The organism is Hydrogenovibrio thermophilus (assembly GCF_004028275.1).
GTDB lineage: Bacteria > Pseudomonadota > Gammaproteobacteria > Thiomicrospirales > Thiomicrospiraceae > Hydrogenovibrio > Hydrogenovibrio thermophilus.
Genome location: NZ_CP035033.1, coordinates 1,451,126 through 1,471,016, shown reverse-complemented (window position 1 = coordinate 1,471,016; position 19,891 = coordinate 1,451,126). Strand labels below are relative to the sequence as shown.

Below are 19,891 nucleotides of genomic sequence, written 5' to 3'. Positions count from 1 at the left end.
TAGCATGATTCTGTATTTACATGGTTTTTTAAGCTCGGGGAACAGTCATAAAGGCCAATGGGTCAAACGGGCATTTGAAGCCGAAGGCATCAAGGTGTTGACGCCAACTTATCCGATCGTGTCGCCGCAAGCGTCGGTGGCGGCGATTGATTCCGTGGTGCAGCATTCGATTTTGAACAGTCCGAATGTGAAAAACGGCCAGGCCTGGTGTGTTTTCGGATCGTCGATGGGTGGTTTCTACGGCCGTTACATCGCTCAGCGTTACGGTGTGCCGGTTGGCATGATTAACCCGGCGTTGACCCCCAAACCGATTTTAAGTGCTTACTTGGGAGAACACGATAACCCGGCCACGGGCGAGCGTTTTTGTTTGGATGAGGGGTATCTCACGGCTCTGGAACCTTACCATACCCATGTTGATGCCAATCAACCGTCGCTGTTGCTATTGGATAAAGACGATGAGGTGATTCCGTATCAATGGGCGTATGAAGCTTATCATGGTACGGGCGAGGTGTGTGTGTTCGACGGCGGGAATCATGCCTTTCAGCATCTCGACCAGGCCTGGCCGAAAATGAAACAGTTTGTGGAACAGTATGTGACTCGAAAGGGGTGAGTGAACCGCTTCTAGGTGGTTGGGTTTTAGGCGGTTCCGGGCGATTAAGCCATAATATCGATAATGGTGCCCAGCATGTCGTTGCCGGTTTTCAAGGCTTTGGCCGAACTTTGGACTTGTGTCTCGGATTGCTTTAAATCCACCAACGATTCGTTTTTACTGGGATTGTTCATATCCGCCAGTTTCGCGCTGGTATTGTCCAGTTGGTTGAAACCGTTTTGAATGCCTTGGTAGGCGTATGCATTGGCGGAAGTGGAAATGTCCATGAGAAACTCCTGAAAAAAGCGTCGCAAAAAATCAGCGAACCGGTTTCATCTTAATCCTATTTACCTTTTTCCGCAACAAAATAGGGATCGCGGTTCATCACGGTATAACGGATAAAGACATTGCCGTAGCGTTCACTGCCTTCACGGTCGACTTCCACTTTCATTTGATCGTTTTGCCAAATGTAGGCGGTGTAATCCGGTGAGCCGCCCCAGCCTTTACGAATAATGCGCGTTGGTTGACCGATTTGTTCAACGATGGTTCGTGCCACCGCTTTGGTGCTGATCGGCGTCAGGCGATTGTCGAATTCAATCGATTGCGGGCGAAACAGCCGGTAAGCGGAAGTGGTTTTACCAGCATTGTCGTAGCGGAATTCCACATAGTAACTGTCACGCATTCGTGACCAGGTGAAGAATTTATCCAGGTTGCGCTGGCGTTTGGTGGAGTCGGCTTGTTTGAAACCGCCGATGTCCCAAAGCTGTTTGCGCACGCTGTCCAAGTCGCTGTCGGTCACAGTGAGTCCCAGCAAGGTGATTTGGTCTATCGGTTTGGGGCGTTCGTCCGCCGCCCACCCAAGGCTGGGAGAAAGGGCAAAGGCCGTCAAAATGGACAGTTTGAAAAAATCACGCATCATAATCATCAGTTTAACCGAATTCGTTATGAATTATAGCGGCGGGTTCAGCCAATTCTTGAGCATTTCTTCGTCAATTTCGGCACCGGGTGTCAAGGTCAGAGTGATGTCGGTTTCCGATGGCGGTTCAAGCGATTCAAGCTGCCGGTGCATGACGGCAACGTCGGCATCCGACGGATTGGTGTCGGCGGTTTGACGTTCATGCAGATTACGACGAACCACCTCAAGGTGATTGTTTGGGGTGATGTAGAGTTGATGTGCGCGGCATTTAGCTTGCGCCGCCAAGGCCAAAAACGGTTGGCGGTGTTCGCTTTTCAAAAAAGTGGCGTCGACGATGACGCTGTAGCCTTCGGCTAAAAGCGTTTTGGCCAAGTGATGCAGGCGTTGATAAGTTTGTCGACTCATTTCCGGTGCATAGAGGCGTGTTTTTTCCAACTCGGGTACCCGGTGTGTCGGGTCGATACCGTAAAGGCGTTTGCGTTCAATGTCGGAGCTGATGACGATGGCATCCAGGTGGTTGAGCAAGGCTTGCGCATAATGGGATTTGCCGGAACCGGATACACCGACCATTAAAATCAATTTCGGCTCAGGCAGGGCGTAGGCGTCATCTTCGGCTTGCTTTAGGTACTGTAGAGCCAGGTCAAAATGTTGTTCGGCTTCAAATGAACCTTTGGGCAACTGATGATAACGAAGGGCGGTAATTTTGGAGCGCACCATGGAACGGTAGATCTGGTAAAAACGAAGAAATTTCAAGCCGTTATAATCACCGGTTAAACTCAGATATTGGCTGAGAATCTTGCGTTTCAGGACCACTTGTTGCCGGTTGTCGAGGTCGATCATCAAAAAGGCCAGGTCGTTCATCACGTCGATCCAACGAAATTGTTCGTTGAACTCAATGCCGTCAAACAAGGTCGGAACATCGTTCAATAAGGTGATGTTATCGAGATGCATGTCGCCGTGGCAAGCACGGACGAAGCCATCGGCTTTACGCGCCAATAAGTCGTCGTAAAGCGTTTTCTGTGTGAAGTGCGTCCATTCGGCCAACTGCTTGAGACGATATTGTTGTTCCGGGTGTGGAAAGCTTTTCAGCAAAGGTGGAAAGTTTTCCAGCATAGGGTGGATGAGATTATCCGGGTGACCGAAATCATCCTGTTCGATGGTGGCTTCGGCAGAGGCGTGAAACTGAGCGATGCGTTCCGACAGCTCCTGGATTTGTCGGTCATCCAGCGTGTGCTCTTTGAGATAACGGCCCAGCACGCGATTGGGGTCGAACTGTTTCATCTTGATGAGGTATTCGACCGGGTCGCCGTTCGGTTCAAATTGTACTTGGCCGTCGTGGAAATACAGCGGGCAGATGTCGATATACAGTTCTGGCGCGCTGCGTTGGTTCAGCTGAATTTCCAACTCGCAATAGCGTTTACGGTCGGCCAGTTGTGAGAAGTCCAAAAAACCGAAATCCACAGGCTTTTTGAGTTTGTAGGCGTAATCGCCGGTCAGGAAGACAACGGAAATATGGGTTTCAATCGTGGTGATGACTTCGGTGGGATGCGGGTAGACATCGGCACGGGACAATTCATCGATGAAAAAGGGTAAATTCACAAAATCCGCGGCGTGAGTTGGTTGGTCCATCGTCGTGAGACGGCGGAGCGAGTCAGTCAAAAGCGCCTGAGTGGCGCTTTAAACGATCTGAGTCATATGGAAATTAGGCGATGCCTTGTTTTTCGCGCATTTCCTGTTTGGTCTTCATTTCAACGGTCAGCGTAGCGGTTGGTCGAGCTTCCATTCTCGCAAGGCCGATGGGTTCACCGCTCATTTGACAGAATCCATATTCGCCGTCTTCGATGTCTCTCAGCGATTTATCGATTTTGGAAATCAGTTTGCGTTCACGATCACGGGTTCTCAGTTCCAAAGCGAATTCTTCTTCTTGCGAAGCACGATCGTTCGGATCGGCCGGAGTGGAGGAATCGGATTTCAAATGGTTTACCGTGTTACTGGCTTCCCAAATCAACTGCTTTTTCCATGCCAACAGTTTGTTTTTGAAATGCTCTAGCATTTCCGGACTCATGTACTCTTCGCCGGGTTTTGGCTCGTACAGAGGGTAGTTTTCGATAAAATCATGTGAAAGTTCCATCACTTTCCCTTTTTTGTCGTTTTATTATGAAAGACCTTATCTCTCGTCCCTGACTTGTGAAAAGATCCAGACTTAAAAAATCTAACTGCGTTTTATACCAAGTTTTAAAAAGGGTGACAACAAAATTTTTCGGTATTTGAAGGTCTTGAGAGTTGCATATTTCGCGAAATACGCTTTAATAGGCGCAGTTTTCAAAAATAAAAGTCTTAAAAAAATAAGGAAATTAAACATTATGGCAGAGTTACAAGCATTGCTGTTCGATGTGGACGGTACCCTGGCGGACACCGAACGCGACGGGCACCGAGTGGCCTTCAATATGGCTTTCGACGAAGCCGGTCTGGACTGGGATTGGGATGAAGCGCTTTACGGCGACTTGTTGGCCGTGACCGGTGGTAAGGAGCGTATTCGTTACTACTTGGATAAATTCAATACTGAATTCGAAAAGCCGGAAAATTTTGACGATTTCGTCAAGGGACTGCATGCGGCGAAAACCAAGTTTTATACCCAGTTGTTGTCCGAAGGCAAGATTCCGTTGCGTACCGGCGTGGAACGTTTGATTCAGGAAGCTCGAGATGCGGGCATGCGCATGGCGGTTGTGACCACCACCACGCCGGCTAATGTCACGGCGCTGTTGACCAATACCCTGGGTGACGATTCGGAATCCTGGTTCGAAGTCATTGCCGCCGGCGACATAGTGCCAGCCAAAAAACCGGCGCCGGATATTTACCACTGGGCGTTAGAGCAGATGTCATTGACACCGGAAGAGGCGATTGCCTTTGAGGATTCGTCTAACGGCATTCTGTCGTCTTCGGCCGCAAATGTCCGCACCATCGTCACCATCAACGAATACACCAAAGACGATGATTTTTCGGCGGCGCATTTGGTGTTGGATCACATGGGAGAACCGGAAGAGGCTTTCACGGTTTTGTCCGGTAATGCCCAAGGCCACAATCATTTGAATTTGGATTTGGTGAAAGCAGTCGCCAACGCTTGATTGATTCTACGGTCTTGATTTCAAGACTCAGTCGCCGTGCGGCTTGTTGTCGTCCGCCTGCAATAGGTGGGTGACGCCGAGGGCCGCATCGGCGTTTTTCATGGGGATGATTTCCCCGTCAAAACGTTGCTGTCGCAATGTCATCCATGCGTCATTTTGGATTCCGCCGCCGGTGGTAAAGATGCGCTTCGCTTCCGGTCCGCCCAATTCGTGTAAACGTGCATAGCCTAAAGCTTCAATTTCAACCAATCCTTCCAATAACCCTTGTAAAAACCGTTCGTCGGAATCCGGTCGTGGGTCAATTTGAGGGGCGAGCGTCGGGTCGTTGATGGGAAAACGTTCGCCAGGACTCGCTAACGGATAATAATCCAGCCCGGTCGGTTTGTCGGTTTGCAAACGGGGAATCAGGGTTTTCAGTGTTTCCAGTGGAAAATGCTTTAACAAGACGGCCCCGCCGGCGTTGGAGGCGCCGCCGACCAGCCATTGATTCCATAAACGGTGGCTGTAAATGCCGTATTCGGGTGCGAATACCGGTTTGTCCGACAGCAGTTTCAAGGCGATGGTGGAACCGAGAGAGGTCACGGCATCGCCGATTTCACTGGCTCCGGACGCGAGAAAGGCGGCGATGCTGTCCGTCGTGCCGCTGTAAACAGTTAATTCCGGGTTGAAACCGTAACGACTTGCCACATCCGGCAAGATACCTCCAATCGGTGTGCCGGGCGGAACCACCTCCGGTAAAGGCAGTCCGGTCAGGTCGTTTAGCCAATTCGGCCAGGCCTGGTGAATCGGGTCATAACCGAGTTTCAAGGCGTTGTTTTCGTCGGTGATCCCACAACGACCAGTCAAATAGGCATTCACCCAATCCAGTTGATGAAAAATAACGGCTTCATGCGGCTGACGCCCGTTTAAGGCATGTTTTTCCAGCCACATGACTTTTGCCAGTGTGCTGGAGGCACCGTGAGCGGCTGTGTCGCTGGGCGCCAATTGACGAATCCGTTCGGCTGCCTCGGTGGCGCGCTTATCATCGTACATCAGCGCTTGTGTCCAAGCCTGTCGTTGGCGGCTGCCAAGCAAGACGGTCGAGGAGGTGGCATCCAGTGCCATTCGTGTGACATGGGGAAAATAACCGGTTTCGGATAGAGCGTCAAACAGTTGGTTTAAGGTTTGAACCCAGAGGTCGGCTGTTTGCTCACTGTTCGGGCCTTGACGATGGGGGAACGGCATTGACACCGAGGCCGATGCTAACGGGGCTGGCGCAGGATTGGTGTTCGGCGCTTTTTCGACAATGACGCCCCGGATGCCGGAGGTGCCAATGTCGATGCCCAATAATAATTCGGAGGATAATGTCGGAGCCGGTTTTGTTTGTGACATGCAATCTTCTTGATTTAAAGGGGAAGGCGTCGTTTATGACGGATTAAAACATGCGCATACGCTTTTCTTTGTACCCAAATTAAAGTAAAATTTTGCGCATTCATTGGTCAATATTCTATCAACTCAAACAAATTTAAGGGAAGTGCTGAATGAACGAATTGCAACAAGTGTTACTGATATTTGCAATTATTGTCATTGCCGGGCTTTACATCCTTCAAAAAATCAAGGCAAAACGCAATCAATCAGCACCAGACTCCCAGCCTGAACCGCCTGTTGAAAACACCCGCACGTCGGCCGACAAGGCCTTGAACGAACTGGGCGAAGCGCACATTCCCTTATCGCAACAAACTCAGCATCGTCTGCATATGGACGGCGAGGAAGAAGAAGTGATTCCGGACTCCCAGTTGGGCTTGTCGTTTGGACAAGAGTTTGAAAAACCCAAAACGGAAGCGCCGACGCAGGAAGAAGAAACACCTTCGGAAACCGAAGAGCGTAAACCGCGCCACATCGTTTTGGAAGCGGAAGACATTCATCCGGTCGGCGGCGTGGAAGAAGGCGGCGCATCCGCTGATGACGATGACTACAAGCCGAGCTTTGGCATTCCGGAAGGCGGCGTGAATACGCCGGAGACCGAAGTGGAAACCGAACTGAAAGACCCTCAAATTTTCGCCATCATCGTGATGGGGACCGATGATTTCCTATGGCCTAAAGTCAACCAAACCTTGCAAGGTGTCGGCTTGGTGCCTTCCGAGCAAGGCATTTTTGTCAAGAAGGATTCGATGGGCAATGAAATCATTCGTGTCGCCAATTTGATGGAGCCGGGCACTTTCCCGTTGGACCAACCGACCAACAGCGAATTGAAAACCGCCGGCGTGGTGTTGATTCTGGAATTGCCGACCACCGTTAAAGCACCGGCGGTCATGCATGACATGATTATGATGTCGCGCAAAATCTCCCAGCGTCTGAACGGCCGACTGTATGACGGCGAGCGCCATCTTTTGAAAGAGTCTGACCTGCAAGCCATGCGCGATGCAGCGGTGGCCTATGAATCGGCGGCCATCTAAGCCCGAACCCCTTTTATGTCCGAACGCCAACACTACCTCGACCTGGTTGAAACCCTCAATAAGCATAGCTATCAGTATTACGTTCTCGATGATCCGTTGATCAGCGACCCGCAATACGATGTGATGTATCAAGAACTCTTGACGCTCGAAGCGGAACATCCGGATTGGGTGGTCAAGGAGTCGCCCAGTCAGCGGGTGGGTGATCAGCCGCTCACCGAATTCAAAACCGTCCGCCACGCGTTGGCCATGTATTCCCTGGACAATGCCTTTAACGATGAAGACCTGGCGGCGTTTTTGAAACGCATTCAGGAAAAAGAGCCAGGCCTGGCGGAAATCGACTTTTCCGCCGAGCCGAAAATGGACGGTCTCGCCATCAATATTCGTTATGAAAACGGTGAACTGGTGCAAGCCACCACCCGTGGCGACGGCCAGGTCGGGGAGGACGTCACCCATAATGTGCGCACCATTCAAGCCATTCCGTTGAAACTTTTCGGCCAAGCCTGGCCGGAAGTGGTGGAAGTGCGCGGCGAAGTGTTCATGTCCAAACCGGCGTTTGAGAAACTGAACGCCTATCAGCAATCCATTGACGGCAAAGTGTTTGCCAACCCTCGAAACGCCGCCGCGGGCTCCTTACGACAACTGGATGCCAAAATCGTCGCCAAACGTCAGTTGAGTTTCTACCTCTATGGCTGGGGTGAAATCAGCGATGACTGGCCGGTACCGGAACGTTATTCGGACATGATTGAGCAACTGGTGGCGTGGGGCTTGCCATCCAACCCGAATTCCGAAGTGGTTCGCAACCTGGACGGAATGTTGGGTTACTATGAAAAAATATTGGGCTTGCGCGACGAATTGCCTTATGAAATCGATGGCATTGTCTATAAAGTCAACCGTATTGCCTTGCAAGCACACCTTGGGTTCACCGCTCGCGCGCCTCGTTGGGCCATCGCGCGCAAATTCCCGGCGCAGGAAGTCTGGACCAAGCTCCTGGGTATTGAAGTGCAGGTTGGGCGTACAGGCGCCATTACGCCGGTAGCGCGTCTGGAACCGGTTTCCGTCGGCGGTGTGACCGTTTCCAATGCCACATTGCATAATATGGATGAAATTCGCCGTAAGGATGTCCGCATCGGTGATACCGTCATCGTGCGCCGTGCCGGTGATGTGATTCCCGAAGTGGTGGGACCGGTGTTGGCACAACGTCCGGACGACACCCGTTTGTTTGAAATGCCGAGCCATTGTCCGGAATGCGGTTCCGATGTGGTCAAGGAAATCGATAAAGCGGTTTACCGTTGCACGGGTGGATTGGTTTGCCCGGCACAACGCAAACGTTCGCTGTATCATTTTGTGTCGCGTAAAGCCATGGATATTCAGGGCTTGGGTGATAAACTGATTGACCAGCTGGTCGATATCGGTTGGGTCAAACATCCGGACGATTTTTATCATCTGACGGTCGAGCAATTGGCGACGTTGGAACGCATGGCGGAAAAATCGGCACAGAATGTGGTGGACGGCATTCAAGCGTCTCGCGAAACCACCTTGGCCAAGTTCATTTACAGCTTGGGGATTCCGGAAGTCGGTGAAGTCACGGCGCGGAATTTGGCGAATTATTTCAAAGACTTGCCCAGTATTCAGCAGGCCACGCTTGAAGAATTTATTGAGGTGGATGACGTCGGTGAAGTTGTCGCCGAACACCTGGTGAACTTTTTCAAGGAACCGCATAATGAAGAAGTGATTCAAGGTTTGCTGGATGCCGGCATGCATTGGCCGGCACCGAAAGCCGCCGACGTACCGGTTGATTCGCCGTTTGATGGAAAGGTGGTGGTGTTGACCGGCACTTTGACCGAAATGAGCCGCCCGGAAGCCAAAGACTGGCTGGAATCGCTGGGTGCTAAAGTCACCGGCAGCGTGTCCGCCAAAACTGATTATGTCGTGGCCGGCGAGAAGGCCGGCTCGAAATTGACCAAAGCCGAATCGCTGGGCGTGGCGGTGCTGGACGAGTCCGAATGGCTGGCAATGATGCCGCCGCGCGTTTAAAAAAGCGTTTAACATCTGATATGGGAAATGATTATGGTCAGACCACGTAATGTCAACCGAACCAAAGCCAAAAAAGAAATCCCGGATTGGGAACAGGAAGAGTTCGAAAGCCGCACGGACATTAAGAAAGCCGCTCAGGCCGTCACCGATTTGGGCGTGCAATTGACCGAACTGTCCGATTCCGCCTTAAAATCCTTTGAATTGCCGGATGATGTCATCAAAGCCATCATGCAACTGAAAGAAATGAAAAACGGCCCGGCGATAAAGCGTCAGAAGTTGTTCCTCGGAAAATTATTGCGTAAGAACGAGCCGCTGATTGTACACATCAAACAACGATTGTTTGAAATCGAACAAAAAGCCAAACAGCAAACGGCGCATTTTCATCGTTTGGAAAAGTGGCGCGACCGCTTGGTGGAAGAAGGGGACGACGCCCTGAATGAATTTATGGCGGAATACACTCATGCCGATCGCAGTCAGTTACGCCAATGGATTCGCAATGCCCAAAAAGAAGCCGAGCAAAACAAGCCGCCGAAAGCGTATCGAGCGATTTTTCAGTATTTGAAAGGATTGGAGTGGTAATCCCTTTTAATAAATGGAATAGATCGCTCCTTTCCCGTTTTGTGCAGTTAAATCGTTAAGGCATTCTAGACGTCAGCAAGCGGAAGTTTTCTTTGGAGATGCGGTGTCCGAACTCAAACGAAATCAATCCTAAAATTACCAGGCCTGCCCCCAGCCAGATTTGGCTGTTCAAGGGTTCGTCATTCAGAAAATGCCCTAGCAATAACGCCATGACCGGCGTAATCAAAGTTATCAACCCCAACCGAATCGCATCCAACCGTTTCAGAACGTAATAATAGAGGATGAACCCGACTAAGGAGCCGAATACGCCCAGATACACGATGGCGTTCAGGGCTTTCGGCGGCAAGGTTGGCAGTTGAGTCAAGAATTGCGGGTGGGCGAGTAGATACACCGTACTGGTAATCCAGACGGCCCCGGCCACAATATGGGTGTTCGGCAAGCCATGGTTGTACTTTTTGACCAGAACCGTGCTCAGGGAGTGAAAGGTGACGGCAATCACCGCCAAACCAATGCCAATCAGTAGGTTTTGGCCGTGCGTCCAATCCAGATTCGGGCCGAGAATCACCGCCAAACCGCTGAAGCTGACGACGATGCCGAGGTATTTACTGAAGGTCAGCTGTAGGTTTTTTAAAATCAAAAACGCCATCACGCCGGTGACAATCGGCGTCAGCCCGAAAATCAACGAAATCCAGCCCGAGGGCATGGTTTGAGCGGCGTAATACATGGGCGTCATACCGCCCAACATGCCCAGGCTGGCGGATAAATAGATTTTGATGTCCCGCCATTGCAACGAAAAAGGCTGCCGGGTCCACCAAATCAAAATCGGAATAATCAAAGTGGCGCTGATCAGAATCCGCCCGGCGACCCCAACAAACCAGTCAACCTGGCCACTCCACTGAATTGCCAGTGGCGTGGTTGCCCAAATGGCGACCACGGCCAGATAAGCCAATAAAACGTTCATAAATAAGAAATCCTCAAAGTGTAAAAACCGAAAAAATATGGAAGTGAAGGCTTCGGGGCGGGTGTTTCAAACCAAGGTGTTGTGTTGCGTTACATCCACTAGACCGTCAATTCGAAAACACCCTTTTGTCGGTTTTTCATCACTCGACAGGCTTCGAACAGTTCGCCGTTCATGGCGATGTAAACACCGTTCTGAGCCAGTTGGGCGGCCGTGAGGGCGGCGCCGAGGTTAAAACAGGCGTCGGATTCGCCCAGTCGGAAAGGTCGCATCGCGCCGGTGAGCACAATGGTTTTATTACACAGGTTGGCGTTTTCGGATAGCGCCAAGGCGGTGTCGACCATGGTGTCGGTACCATGGGTAATGACGATGGATTCGGTGTCGGCGTCCTGGCAGGCCTGGGCGATTTCGTCCCGATCCAAATCGGTCATTTCCAGGCTGTCTTTCAGCATCAATACCCGAGTCTCAACCGCCAGAGTGGTGTTGGCCTGGCGCAGCATGGCTGGCAAATGGGTTTCGGAAAAGACCAAAGCACCGGTGGTGGTTTGGTAGTCTTTATCCAGCGTCCCGCCGGTGACAAGCAACGTGAGTTTCGGGTCTTTAGGGTGCATTCCGTTTGCCGTTATCTGCGTTATCCGGGCTGCCGTAGAATACCGGTGACAATGCCCAGAATTTCGATGTTTTCATTGGTGATGTAAATCGGTTCCATTTCCGAGTTGGCCGGTTGCAAGCGAATGCCGTTTTTCTCGATGTAGAACTTTTTCATGGTAACTTCTTCGTTATTGATGCGAACCACCACGGATTCACCGTTTTCAGCCGTGGAGCGGCGCTCGATGATGACGATGTCGCCGTCTTCGATGTTCTCCTCAATCATGGAACTCCCTTTGACGCGTAGGGCAAAGGTTTCCTTGCGCACCATGGATTGCGGCACGGCCACGGTGTCGTAGTCCATTTCCATTTGAATGGGCTCACCGGCTGAGGTCCAACCGAGTAACGGCACTTGTACGAAATCGATGTCGACGAGTTCGACCGAGTCGGCTTCCGCCAGTTGCAGTTTTTGATTACGTTTTGGAATCAGATAGGCCACATTCGACATGATTGCATCTCGCTGTCAGTTTCGGATACGTCCAATATTAACGTGAAACGGCGACTTATGGAAGTACCTTTTTGAACGGTTTGACTTCGACTTTTTCATAGACACCGGCGGCCAGATAAGGGTCGGCATTCGCCCAGGCCTGGGCGTCTTCCAGTGAATCGAACTGAGCCACAATCAAGCTGCCGCTGAAACCGGCGTCGCCGGGTTCTTCGGAATCGACGGCCGGGTTCGGGCCCGCCAGAATCAGGCGGCCTTGTTCCGCCATTTCTTTCAAACGCGCGATGTGACCCGGACGGGCCTCGGCGCGCAAGGGCAAACTGTTTTCAACATCATAGGCAAAGATGGAATAAAGCATGGAATCCTCCGGGCGGATAAAACGAATAAGTTATTGGCTGTCGTCGGACGGCTTGTTGCGCGACTTGGCCGGTGAAACCGAATCCAGTTCCGCATCGGCCAGGGTTTCGATGGACGCATCCATCACACGTTGTTCGGTTTCATCGAACTGTTTACCGGTTTCTTTGATGTAGCGACTGATGTAAATGCCCTGTACGATGATGAACACCAGCGTCAAGCCCATCAAACCGAAAAGTTTGAAGTTCACCCAAGTGTCGGTGTCGTATTGGTAGGCCACGTAAATGTTGGCGATGCCGGAGAAAATGAAAAACACAATCCACATATAGCTTAAGTTCAGCCAGACACGATCCGGCAAGCTGATGGCCTGATCCATCATGCGGCGGATAATCGGCTTCTGGCCGATGAAGTGGCTGCCCAGGAAAATCAGGGCGAAGCCCCAGTTAACGACCGTCGGTTTCCATTTAATGAAGGCTTCGTCTTGGAAAATCAGCGTGGCGCCCCCAAGAATGATAATTAGCGCTAAAGTAATGATGTGCATTTTTTCGACGCGCTTGTTTTTGGCGTAGACATAAGCCACTTGCAGGATGGAGGCGACGATGGCGACGGCAGTGGCGACGTAGATGCCGTAGAGTTTGAAGGCGATGAAAAAGAGAATGACGGGGAATAAATCGAATAATAGTTTCATTGCAATACTTTTGGCTGTGTTTGGTAGAATAAAAAGAGCCGTTTCTTTTTACCGTTAAATAAAACCATTTATGGGAACACCAATGGTTTTCGCTGAATGACTCTGGAACCGCAATTTTATATGGGATTCCGCTGTAAAGAAACCCGCAAGCGGTTTTTTTACCGTTTTCGTCAGGATTGATGCCATCTCGACATCTTCGAACCAACGCAATTAGGAAATATCATGAAAGCCGATTTTCACTGCCACACCTCCGCATCGGACGGTTCTTTGTCCCCCAAAGAATTGATTGACCGAGCCCTGGAAAAGGAGCTTTCCGCCTTGGCGATTACCGACCACGATACCACCGCCGGTTACGAACAAATCCAAGATTATGCCCAAGAAAACGGTTTGGATTTGATTCCGGCGTCGGAGATTTCCTGTCAATGGCAGGGCCATACCATTCATGTGGTCGGGCTGAATATTGATGTCGATAACGAGCGCCTGCAAGCCGGGTTGAAAGCGAACCGTATCAAACGCTGGACACGTGCATTTGAAATTGACGCCAAGTTTCAAAGTCGTCGCTTTCATGGCTTGCTGGAAAAAATCCTGCCGGCGGTGGGCGAAGGCATGATCGGCCGTAACCACTTCGCCCAAGCGCTGATTGAAGAAGGACATATCAAGAACCATCAACAAGCCTTTGATAAATTTTTGAAAAAGGGCAAGCCGATGTATGCGCCGGTCGAGTGGCCGGAGTTGACGGAAGTTGTGGATTGGATTCTCGATGCCCGCGGCATAGCGGTTATTGCGCACCCGCATATCTATAAAATCAGCTCCAATAAACTCAACAAAATGATTGAAGACTTTAAAGCGGCCGGTGGTCAGGCGCTTGAAGTGGTGAATCAACCTCGTCCTTGTGCCGAACAAATTGGCATGGCGCAACGGGCCGAACGCTATGAGCTTTACGCGTCGTTGGGATCCGATTTTCACCGTCCGGAGCAGAGCTGGCGGGATTTGGGATGGCTTGCGCCCATGCCGAAGGCTTGCCAACCGGTTTGGCAATTGTTTGAAGAATGCTTTTCCGGCACGGCAATCGAGAAAGGCGCTCAGTCTTCCTAGAGAGCTAACACTCGGACCATTGAATTAAACGAATGTAATCATTGGATTCCTAGCGCTTTTTTAAGGGTTTTGCAGTATAATTTTCGCGTTGTAAATCCCGGCCTTCATCTTAAGCGATGGCCAGCGAACCAATCAAACGGAAATCATTGTGCGAAGAGAGTGCCAGTATCTGTCGGTACACCCCGACAATCCTCAAGAACGAATTTTAAAGCAGGCGGTGGATATTTTGAACGCGGGCGGGGTTATTGCCTACCCGACGGAATCGGGTTACGCCTTGGGCTGTCTGCTGGATAATAAAGAGGGCGCCGACCGCATTCGTGCCATTCGCCGGTTGGACGACAAGCATTACTTCACACTGGTCTGCCCCGATTTAAGCCACTTGTCGGCCTACGCAAAAGTTGGAAATGTACAATTTCGTTATTTGAAATCGCATTTACCGGGCCCTTATACGTTTATTCTACCGGCCAGCCGTGAAGTTCCGCGCCGTTTGCAAACGCCGAAGCGTAAATATATCGGCTTACGCGTCACCCCCAATACCGTTACGAATGCGCTGCTGTCTTATTTTGACAAGCCGTTGATTTCGGTATCGTTAATTTTACCGGGCGAAGAATTGCCGATGACGGATGGTTGGACCATTCAGGAAACCATCGGCCATGCTTTGGATGCGGTTGTGGATGGTGGTTTTTGCGGTTATGAACCCACCACCGTTATCGACTTTACCGAAGACGTGCCGGTCTTGATTCGCCAGGGGCAGGGCGAGTTTAACGAATAGTCGAACGCATTCGGCTGATGAGAGGAAATCATGATTGAACTTTCGATAATGCAGAAAATCGCCATTTGGACCATTCCGGTGTTGCTGGCCATTACCTTGCATGAGGCGGCACACGGCTGGGTGGCGTCCAAACTGGGCGATAAAACCGCGGAAATGCTCGGTCGCGTTACCTTAAACCCATTAAAGCATATCGACTTGGTCGGTACCGTCATTGTTCCGATTGCGTTATTGGTGCTGGGCGGGTTTGTATTTGGCTGGGCCAAAGCCGTTCCGGTGAATGCCCGTAACTTTAAAAATCCGGCCAGAGACATGGCTTGGGTCGCGGTGGCCGGGCCATTATCGAATTTGCTGATGGCCATCGGTTGGGCGATTGTCGCCAAAATCGGTTACGACCTGTCGGCCGGCGGCACCTCTCCGGACAATATCGGTCAGTTTCTGGCCTATTCCGGTATGGCGGGCATCGCCATTAACCTGGTGTTGCTCGTGCTGAACATGATTCCGATCCCACCGTTGGACGGCAGCCGCGTTGTATCGGCGTTTTTGCCATCCGGCTTATCTTACACTTACAACCGCCTGGAACCTTATGGCCTATTTATTCTATTAGGCATGATGTTTTTAGGCGTATTGGGGCCGATTATTTCCGGGCCTTATCAAGCGCTTCAGGGCTATTTGCTGCAACTGGTGGGATTACACTGATATGACGAATACAAAACACACAACAAACGTTGCCAAGCCGCAGGGTGAAAAGCTTCAGAAAATTTTGGCGCGCGGCGGCTTCGGGTCGCGGCGCGAAGTGGAAAAACTGATTGCCGAAGGTCTGGTGAAGGTCAACGGTAAAGTCGCCACACTCGGCGACCGTGCGTTTACCACGGATACGATTAAAGTCCGCGATCAGCAAGTCCGCGAAACGCGTCTCGCCACCCAACCGACTCAGGTCATTTTATACAATAAACCGGAAGGGCAGGTGTGTAGCCGAAAAGACGAAAAAGGCCGAGAGACCATCTTCGAGCATTTGCCGCGTATTATCAACAGTCGCTGGGTCAGTGTCGGTCGCCTGGATATCAATACCTCCGGCTTGTTGGTTTTGACCAATAATGGCGAACTGGCCAACCGCATGATGCATCCGTCCTATGAAATGGAGCGGGAATATTCGGTGCGCGTGTTTGGCGAGGTGTCGGATGACATCATCAAGCAGCTTAAAAAAGGCGTCAAGCTGGAAGACGGCTGGGCCAAATTTGAACGCGTTGACAAAATTCCGCAACAAGAAGACGATTCCATCAACCAGTGGTATCGAGTCATCATCAAGGAAGGTCGTAACCGCGAAGTACGCCGTATTTGGGAAGCGCAAGGCGTGCAAGTCAGCCGCTTGGTGCGCACTCGCTACGGCATTTTCGATTTACCCCGTACTTTGCGCCGAGGCAAAACGGAAGCGTTAACCTGGAAGCAAATCAATCAACTGTTGAAATCGGTTGGTTTGCCGGAAGAGGCCCGGCCGGATATCCGCACTCGCCCCACAAATGCCAATAAGTCGGTATCGGGCGGTAAAAGCCCATACAAAGGTAAACGCAAGTAATTCAAAGATTTAAATGCATTTGATAGGAATCTTGTTTCAAAATGAATAAGAGTTTTATTACCAACCTCATTAGTTTGTTATTGTTAATGGCCGGGTTGCTCTTGCCGAACAATTGGCTGTTAATGGTCGGTTTGTTTGCTTTGTCGGGCGCATTGACCAACTGGTTGGCCATTTATATGTTATTTGAAAAAGTGCCAGGCCTGGTGGGTTCCGGGGTCATTCCAGCACGTTTTGAAGCCTTCAAGACAGCCATTCGGGACTTGATGATGCAGCAGTTTTTCTCACAGGAAAACATCGACCGTTTTGTTAACCAAAGCGCCCAGCCAAGTTTGCATCTAGCTCCGGTGATTGAAAAAGTCGATTTAACCCCGGCCTTCGACCGTTTGGCGGATGTGATTATGGCGTCCAGTTTCGGCAGCATGCTCGGCATGTTTGGTGGCAAGGAGGCGTTGAATCCGCTGAAAGAACCCTTTGTCACCAATATGAAAAGCGCGTTGATTGAAATGACCGAAAAAGAGCAGTTCGTGGAATTGCTGCAAAATGAAATCGATCAACCGGATGTGATGGCGGAAATTCGGCATAAAGTGGAAGCCATTATCGAAGCCCGTTTGGCCGAACTCACACCGAAAATGGTCAAAACCATGGTGCAACAGATGATTGAAGAGCACTTAGGTTGGCTGGTTGTTTGGGGTGGTGTATTCGGTGGCCTGATCGGGTTGGCTTCCAATGCCTTGCTGCAACTCTAATCCTCATCGAACGCTTTCCTAAAAACCGCCAGGCCTGGCGGTTTTTAACGTTTATCAATGGGGGTTACCAAAATGGGGTCAGACTCACTGCTGTCCCAAAATGGGGTCAGACTCGATTGCTTTTCTTTTTAAAATCAGCAGAGCTATGATCGCCGCCTCTTTTTCTTGGAGCAACCGGTCGCTTTAATTGCGCCTGTATCTTTTCCTTAAAATAATCACTTCCCAGAACCCAAGCCTTATTCGTCGCCTCCCGAATTTCATCTAATGTTTTATCTGGAATTCGGTCTTCAAACAAAGCTTGATATGCTTTCGCTCTATCCACATTATTGCGGCCAAGTTGCTGATAGAGAAGATGTGGCTTAATAAAGTCACACGCTTTACCAAGTGCATTGCAACGATAACTCGACCAAGGATATTCAGCGGGATGGCTCACCATATCGGCTCGGACAGGATTAAGTTCAATATAGCGATAACAGCTCAACGCATAAGCCTCACTATCAATCAAAGTCGCCTTATAGCGTCCTTCCCACAAAGTTCCTGTGCGTTTGTAAGAGTGATTGAAATACTGAACATAATAACGCCCAATCATTTGCATTGCTTTTGATATGCCATTATCCGTATTTGGTGTAATCATAAGGTGAACATGGTTCGTCATCAGAACATAAGCATGCAAATCGCAATTATGCTTCTCACAAGCTTGTTGAAGCTTTTCAAGATAGAAAAGGTAATCTGCATCCGAATAAAAAATCGGTTCACGGTTATTGCCACGAACAATCACATGCTGTGGTTGACCCGGAATGGAAAATCGGGGAAGGCGAGCCATAAATGCCCCTCTTTTAAAGTGGTGCGGTGTATTGTAACGCTTAGAGATCAAAAAGCAATCGAGTCTGACCCCTTTGGTTACAAGCTGGATGTTTGTTATTTGGGGCTCATTACATGGTGTAGCTTTAATTATTCACCGTTTATGGCAACAGCTGGGCTATAAAATGTGGACATGGTTGGCATGGTTGATTACGTTTAATTTTATTAACGTTACTTGGGTATTCTTTAGGGCGACAGATATGGATTCTGCATTAAAAGTTCTCGGCGGTATGGTAGACATTCAAGGTGCAATGAAAATCACTTTGGGTCATGCGCCGACAAGCTCCATCGCATGGGGTGGAACTTTAATTGATTTCTTATCCCAGTTTGTTCCGGCTGGATTATTTATGAATCTATTAGCGTATGCAGCGATAGTATTCGCTTTTTGTATTGTTGCACTAAAGAATACAGCGCAGTTAACAGGATTTATAAAAGTAAGCAATTCGAAGGATGGGTCTCAATCAATCAATAAGCGTTTAGCAGTCTATTTGGCTTATGCTGTGTTTTTGTTTGTGATTGCTAGTTACACCATGTTTATTAGCTCAAGCACAGTATTTTTATACTTTAATTTTTAGGTTAACGTGTGAGTATTAAGTTTAAAGTAAAAATTGGGTTAGTGTTGGCGTTGGTTATGCTTGCAATATTACCGATATATAACCTTTCTCAGTCTTATTCATCTGAAGACTTTAAGTTTGATAGAGCAACACTATTCAATATTGATAAGCTAATTACGCCGTTTCAGAGAATGGTTTACTCACTAGGTATAAGCCTTAATGCAAAACAAGTATATATTGGCCAAGATGGTTGGATTTATTTAGGTGACCAGTACGCATCCACAGTCTCAACTCGAAGAACTGGCTTAACAGAAAGTGAAAAAAAACGAGCAATACAATTAAATGAAGGTTTGGTTTTGTGGGATCAATTTCTAAAATCTAAAGGCGTGAAAGCTTTTTTTATTATGATGGGGCCCGATAAGGCAACGATTTATCCTGAACACTTGCCAAACTGGGCTAATGCAACTCAACTTACAAGAACTGATGCGTTATTTTACAAAGGTGACTCTGGGTTGATTTTTGATACTCGTATACCTCTACTACTGACAAAGCACGATTTTGACAAACGTGTTTATTATAAAACGGATACACACTGGAATGACTTAGGTGCTTGGATTGCTTTTCAGGCATTCATTTCCTCCCTGGTTGAAAAAAATATGATTGAAGGGCTATGGTTAAACGATGCTCAAGTGCAATTAGTTCAGACAAATAATCGTGCGGGTGGAGATTTATCGAATTTTTTAAGGCTACGAAATCATTTGGCTGATGAGGAGCCAATTTTAAAGATTGATATAGGTGTAGATATCAATGTCGAGCAGGTTGAATTCAAAACTGGGGAGAAAAAGAGTAGTGGCGGGAACCCTCGCATTGGTTCACCAACAACTCCATTGCTTGTAATAAATGATAAAGCCTTAAATGACAAGAAAGTTCTTTGGTTACGTGATTCATTTGGTACTGCGGCTTCACCATATATGTCAGCTACATTCACAAATGTTCTGCAAATTCATTATGGCCACGTTAATACACAAGTGATGCTAGAGCTAGTTGAGAAATTTGAACCAGATTATGTATTCATTACAGCAGTTGAACGTCAACTAGCAACCTTGAATATTGGATTAAGAGATCAACCTCCTCAATTTAGCTTTTTGAAAAGTCACCATATGACTAACTCGGTAGCATCTTCATTTTCAGGGCTAAACCATCTGGAAGAAAAAGATGGGCATTATTCTGTCACAGATAAAAGGGATCCTTTTGTTGTTTTCAGTTTAGAGGATGCCGTCAAAACCAAAGACTATACAAAAGTGGGATTCAACTTAGAGTGTGCAAATGAACTACAAGAAGTGAATATTCAATTATTTTGGCATAAAGAAGGAGACCCCTATTTTAACGAAAAAAACAGTCTTCGTTTTAAAGCCTCAACAGGGGAAATTACTTTAAATCTCAGTGCAAATAAAATCTGGCGTGAAGCTGAAGTAATTACACCCTGAATTCAGATAATAACCGCAACACCTGAAAAATA

At 49.1% G+C, this 19,891-nt stretch carries 23 protein-coding genes; 12 read left to right on the top strand and 11 right to left on the bottom strand.

Going from position 1 to position 19,891, the window contains the following annotated elements:
- Window positions 1-4: 4 nt before the first annotated feature.
- Window positions 5-610, top strand: a complete 606-nt coding sequence (locus EPV75_RS06890; protein ID WP_128384903.1) for a YqiA/YcfP family alpha/beta fold hydrolase — start codon at window positions 5-7, stop codon at window positions 608-610.
- Window positions 611-654: 44 nt separating this feature from the next.
- Here the strand turns inward: EPV75_RS06890 and EPV75_RS06885 are convergent, their stop codons facing one another.
- From EPV75_RS06885 to dksA, 4 genes are all read right to left on the bottom strand, one after another.
- A complete protein-coding gene (locus EPV75_RS06885) occupies window positions 655-876 on the bottom strand; it encodes a hypothetical protein (protein ID WP_029938155.1) in 222 nt (73 codons plus the stop codon).
- 56 nt (window positions 877-932) lie between these two features.
- Window positions 933-1,514, bottom strand: a complete 582-nt coding sequence (locus EPV75_RS06880) for a hypothetical protein (RefSeq protein WP_225972273.1) — start codon at window positions 1,512-1,514, stop codon at window positions 933-935.
- 24 nt (window positions 1,515-1,538) lie between these two features.
- A complete protein-coding gene (locus EPV75_RS06875; RefSeq protein ID WP_225972272.1) occupies window positions 1,539-3,134 on the bottom strand; it encodes a bifunctional aminoglycoside phosphotransferase/ATP-binding protein in 1,596 nt (531 codons plus the stop codon).
- Between the two features lie 73 nt (window positions 3,135-3,207).
- On the bottom strand, window positions 3,208-3,636 hold the full coding sequence (dksA, locus tag EPV75_RS06870) for an RNA polymerase-binding protein DksA (protein WP_029938152.1): 429 nt from the start codon (window positions 3,634-3,636) through the stop codon (window positions 3,208-3,210).
- Between the two features lie 232 nt (window positions 3,637-3,868).
- Between dksA and EPV75_RS06865 the strand changes: the two genes are divergently transcribed.
- The gene (locus tag EPV75_RS06865; RefSeq protein WP_029938151.1) at window positions 3,869-4,630 is read left to right on the top strand and encodes an HAD family hydrolase; all 762 of its coding nucleotides are present in this window, start codon (window positions 3,869-3,871) and stop codon (window positions 4,628-4,630) included.
- A gap of 27 nt (window positions 4,631-4,657) precedes the next feature.
- Here the strand turns inward: EPV75_RS06865 and EPV75_RS06860 are convergent, their stop codons facing one another.
- Window positions 4,658-6,001, bottom strand: coding sequence for an FGGY-family carbohydrate kinase (locus tag EPV75_RS06860; protein WP_128384902.1), 1,344 nt, complete (start codon window positions 5,999-6,001; stop codon window positions 4,658-4,660).
- Window positions 6,002-6,150: 149 nt separating this feature from the next.
- Between EPV75_RS06860 and EPV75_RS06855 the strand changes: the two genes are divergently transcribed.
- Genes EPV75_RS06855 through yjgA form a run of 3 tightly spaced genes read left to right on the top strand, consistent with a single transcriptional unit; the run spans window position 6,151 to window position 9,678 of the window.
- Window positions 6,151-7,065 carry a cell division protein ZipA gene (locus tag EPV75_RS06855; protein ID WP_029938149.1) on the top strand — a complete coding sequence of 305 codons (915 nt, stop codon included), beginning with the start codon at window positions 6,151-6,153 and terminating at the stop codon, window positions 7,063-7,065.
- Window positions 7,066-7,080: 15 nt separating this feature from the next.
- On the top strand, window positions 7,081-9,099 hold the full coding sequence (gene ligA, locus EPV75_RS06850) for an NAD-dependent DNA ligase LigA (RefSeq protein WP_128384901.1): 2,019 nt from the start codon (window positions 7,081-7,083) through the stop codon (window positions 9,097-9,099).
- Between the two features lie 33 nt (window positions 9,100-9,132).
- Window positions 9,133-9,678, top strand: coding sequence for a ribosome biogenesis factor YjgA (gene yjgA / locus EPV75_RS06845; RefSeq protein WP_029938147.1), 546 nt, complete (start codon window positions 9,133-9,135; stop codon window positions 9,676-9,678).
- A gap of 55 nt (window positions 9,679-9,733) precedes the next feature.
- Here yjgA and EPV75_RS06840 read toward each other — a convergent pair whose 3' ends face one another.
- The 5 genes from EPV75_RS06840 to EPV75_RS06820 all read right to left on the bottom strand — a co-directional run bounded on the left by EPV75_RS06840 (window position 9,734) and on the right by EPV75_RS06820 (window position 12,771).
- Window positions 9,734-10,639 (bottom strand): DMT family transporter, encoded by a 906-nt coding sequence (locus EPV75_RS06840; RefSeq protein WP_128384900.1) that lies wholly within the window; start codon window positions 10,637-10,639, stop codon window positions 9,734-9,736.
- Between the two features lie 98 nt (window positions 10,640-10,737).
- Window positions 10,738-11,247, bottom strand: coding sequence for an asparaginase domain-containing protein (locus tag EPV75_RS06835; protein WP_127119705.1), 510 nt, complete (start codon window positions 11,245-11,247; stop codon window positions 10,738-10,740).
- 20 nt (window positions 11,248-11,267) lie between these two features.
- Window positions 11,268-11,732, bottom strand: coding sequence for a transcriptional repressor LexA (gene lexA, locus EPV75_RS06830; protein ID WP_128384899.1), 465 nt, complete (start codon window positions 11,730-11,732; stop codon window positions 11,268-11,270).
- A 55-nt stretch (window positions 11,733-11,787) separates the two neighbouring features.
- The gene (locus EPV75_RS06825; protein ID WP_128384898.1) at window positions 11,788-12,087 is read right to left on the bottom strand and encodes a YciI family protein; all 300 of its coding nucleotides are present in this window, start codon (window positions 12,085-12,087) and stop codon (window positions 11,788-11,790) included.
- Window positions 12,088-12,117: 30 nt separating this feature from the next.
- Window positions 12,118-12,771 carry a septation protein A gene (locus EPV75_RS06820; protein ID WP_128384897.1) on the bottom strand — a complete coding sequence of 218 codons (654 nt, stop codon included), beginning with the start codon at window positions 12,769-12,771 and terminating at the stop codon, window positions 12,118-12,120.
- A gap of 222 nt (window positions 12,772-12,993) precedes the next feature.
- Between EPV75_RS06820 and EPV75_RS06815 the strand changes: the two genes are divergently transcribed.
- From EPV75_RS06815 to EPV75_RS06795, 5 genes are all read left to right on the top strand, one after another.
- Window positions 12,994-13,866, top strand: a complete 873-nt coding sequence (locus tag EPV75_RS06815) for a PHP domain-containing protein (RefSeq protein ID WP_029938141.1) — start codon at window positions 12,994-12,996, stop codon at window positions 13,864-13,866.
- A gap of 148 nt (window positions 13,867-14,014) precedes the next feature.
- Window positions 14,015-14,638 (top strand): L-threonylcarbamoyladenylate synthase, encoded by a 624-nt coding sequence (locus EPV75_RS06810; protein ID WP_128384896.1) that lies wholly within the window; start codon window positions 14,015-14,017, stop codon window positions 14,636-14,638.
- A gap of 30 nt (window positions 14,639-14,668) precedes the next feature.
- The gene (locus tag EPV75_RS06805) at window positions 14,669-15,334 is read left to right on the top strand and encodes a site-2 protease family protein (protein WP_128384895.1); all 666 of its coding nucleotides are present in this window, start codon (window positions 14,669-14,671) and stop codon (window positions 15,332-15,334) included.
- 1 nt (window position 15,335) lies between these two features.
- Window positions 15,336-16,211 (top strand): 23S rRNA pseudouridine(2605) synthase RluB, encoded by an 876-nt coding sequence (gene rluB / locus EPV75_RS06800; protein ID WP_128384894.1) that lies wholly within the window; start codon window positions 15,336-15,338, stop codon window positions 16,209-16,211.
- Window positions 16,212-16,252: 41 nt separating this feature from the next.
- Window positions 16,253-16,957: a DUF445 domain-containing protein gene (locus EPV75_RS06795; RefSeq protein WP_128384893.1), complete on the top strand. Its 705-nt coding sequence runs from the start codon at window positions 16,253-16,255 to the stop codon at window positions 16,955-16,957.
- A 106-nt stretch (window positions 16,958-17,063) separates the two neighbouring features.
- On the opposite strand, the gene EPV75_RS06790 is transcribed toward EPV75_RS06795, so the two are convergent.
- Window positions 17,064-17,780, bottom strand: a complete 717-nt coding sequence (locus tag EPV75_RS06790; RefSeq protein WP_128384892.1) for an REP-associated tyrosine transposase — start codon at window positions 17,778-17,780, stop codon at window positions 17,064-17,066.
- Window positions 17,781-17,868: 88 nt separating this feature from the next.
- On the opposite strand from EPV75_RS06790, the gene EPV75_RS06785 reads away from it, so the two are divergent.
- Window positions 17,869-18,393 carry an MBOAT family O-acyltransferase gene (locus EPV75_RS06785; protein ID WP_128384891.1) on the top strand — a complete coding sequence of 175 codons (525 nt, stop codon included), beginning with the start codon at window positions 17,869-17,871 and terminating at the stop codon, window positions 18,391-18,393.
- Window positions 18,394-18,401: 8 nt separating this feature from the next.
- Window positions 18,402-19,859, top strand: a complete 1,458-nt coding sequence (locus EPV75_RS06780; protein WP_128384890.1) for an alginate O-acetyltransferase AlgX-related protein — start codon at window positions 18,402-18,404, stop codon at window positions 19,857-19,859.
- Window positions 19,860-19,891 lie beyond the last annotated feature (32 nt).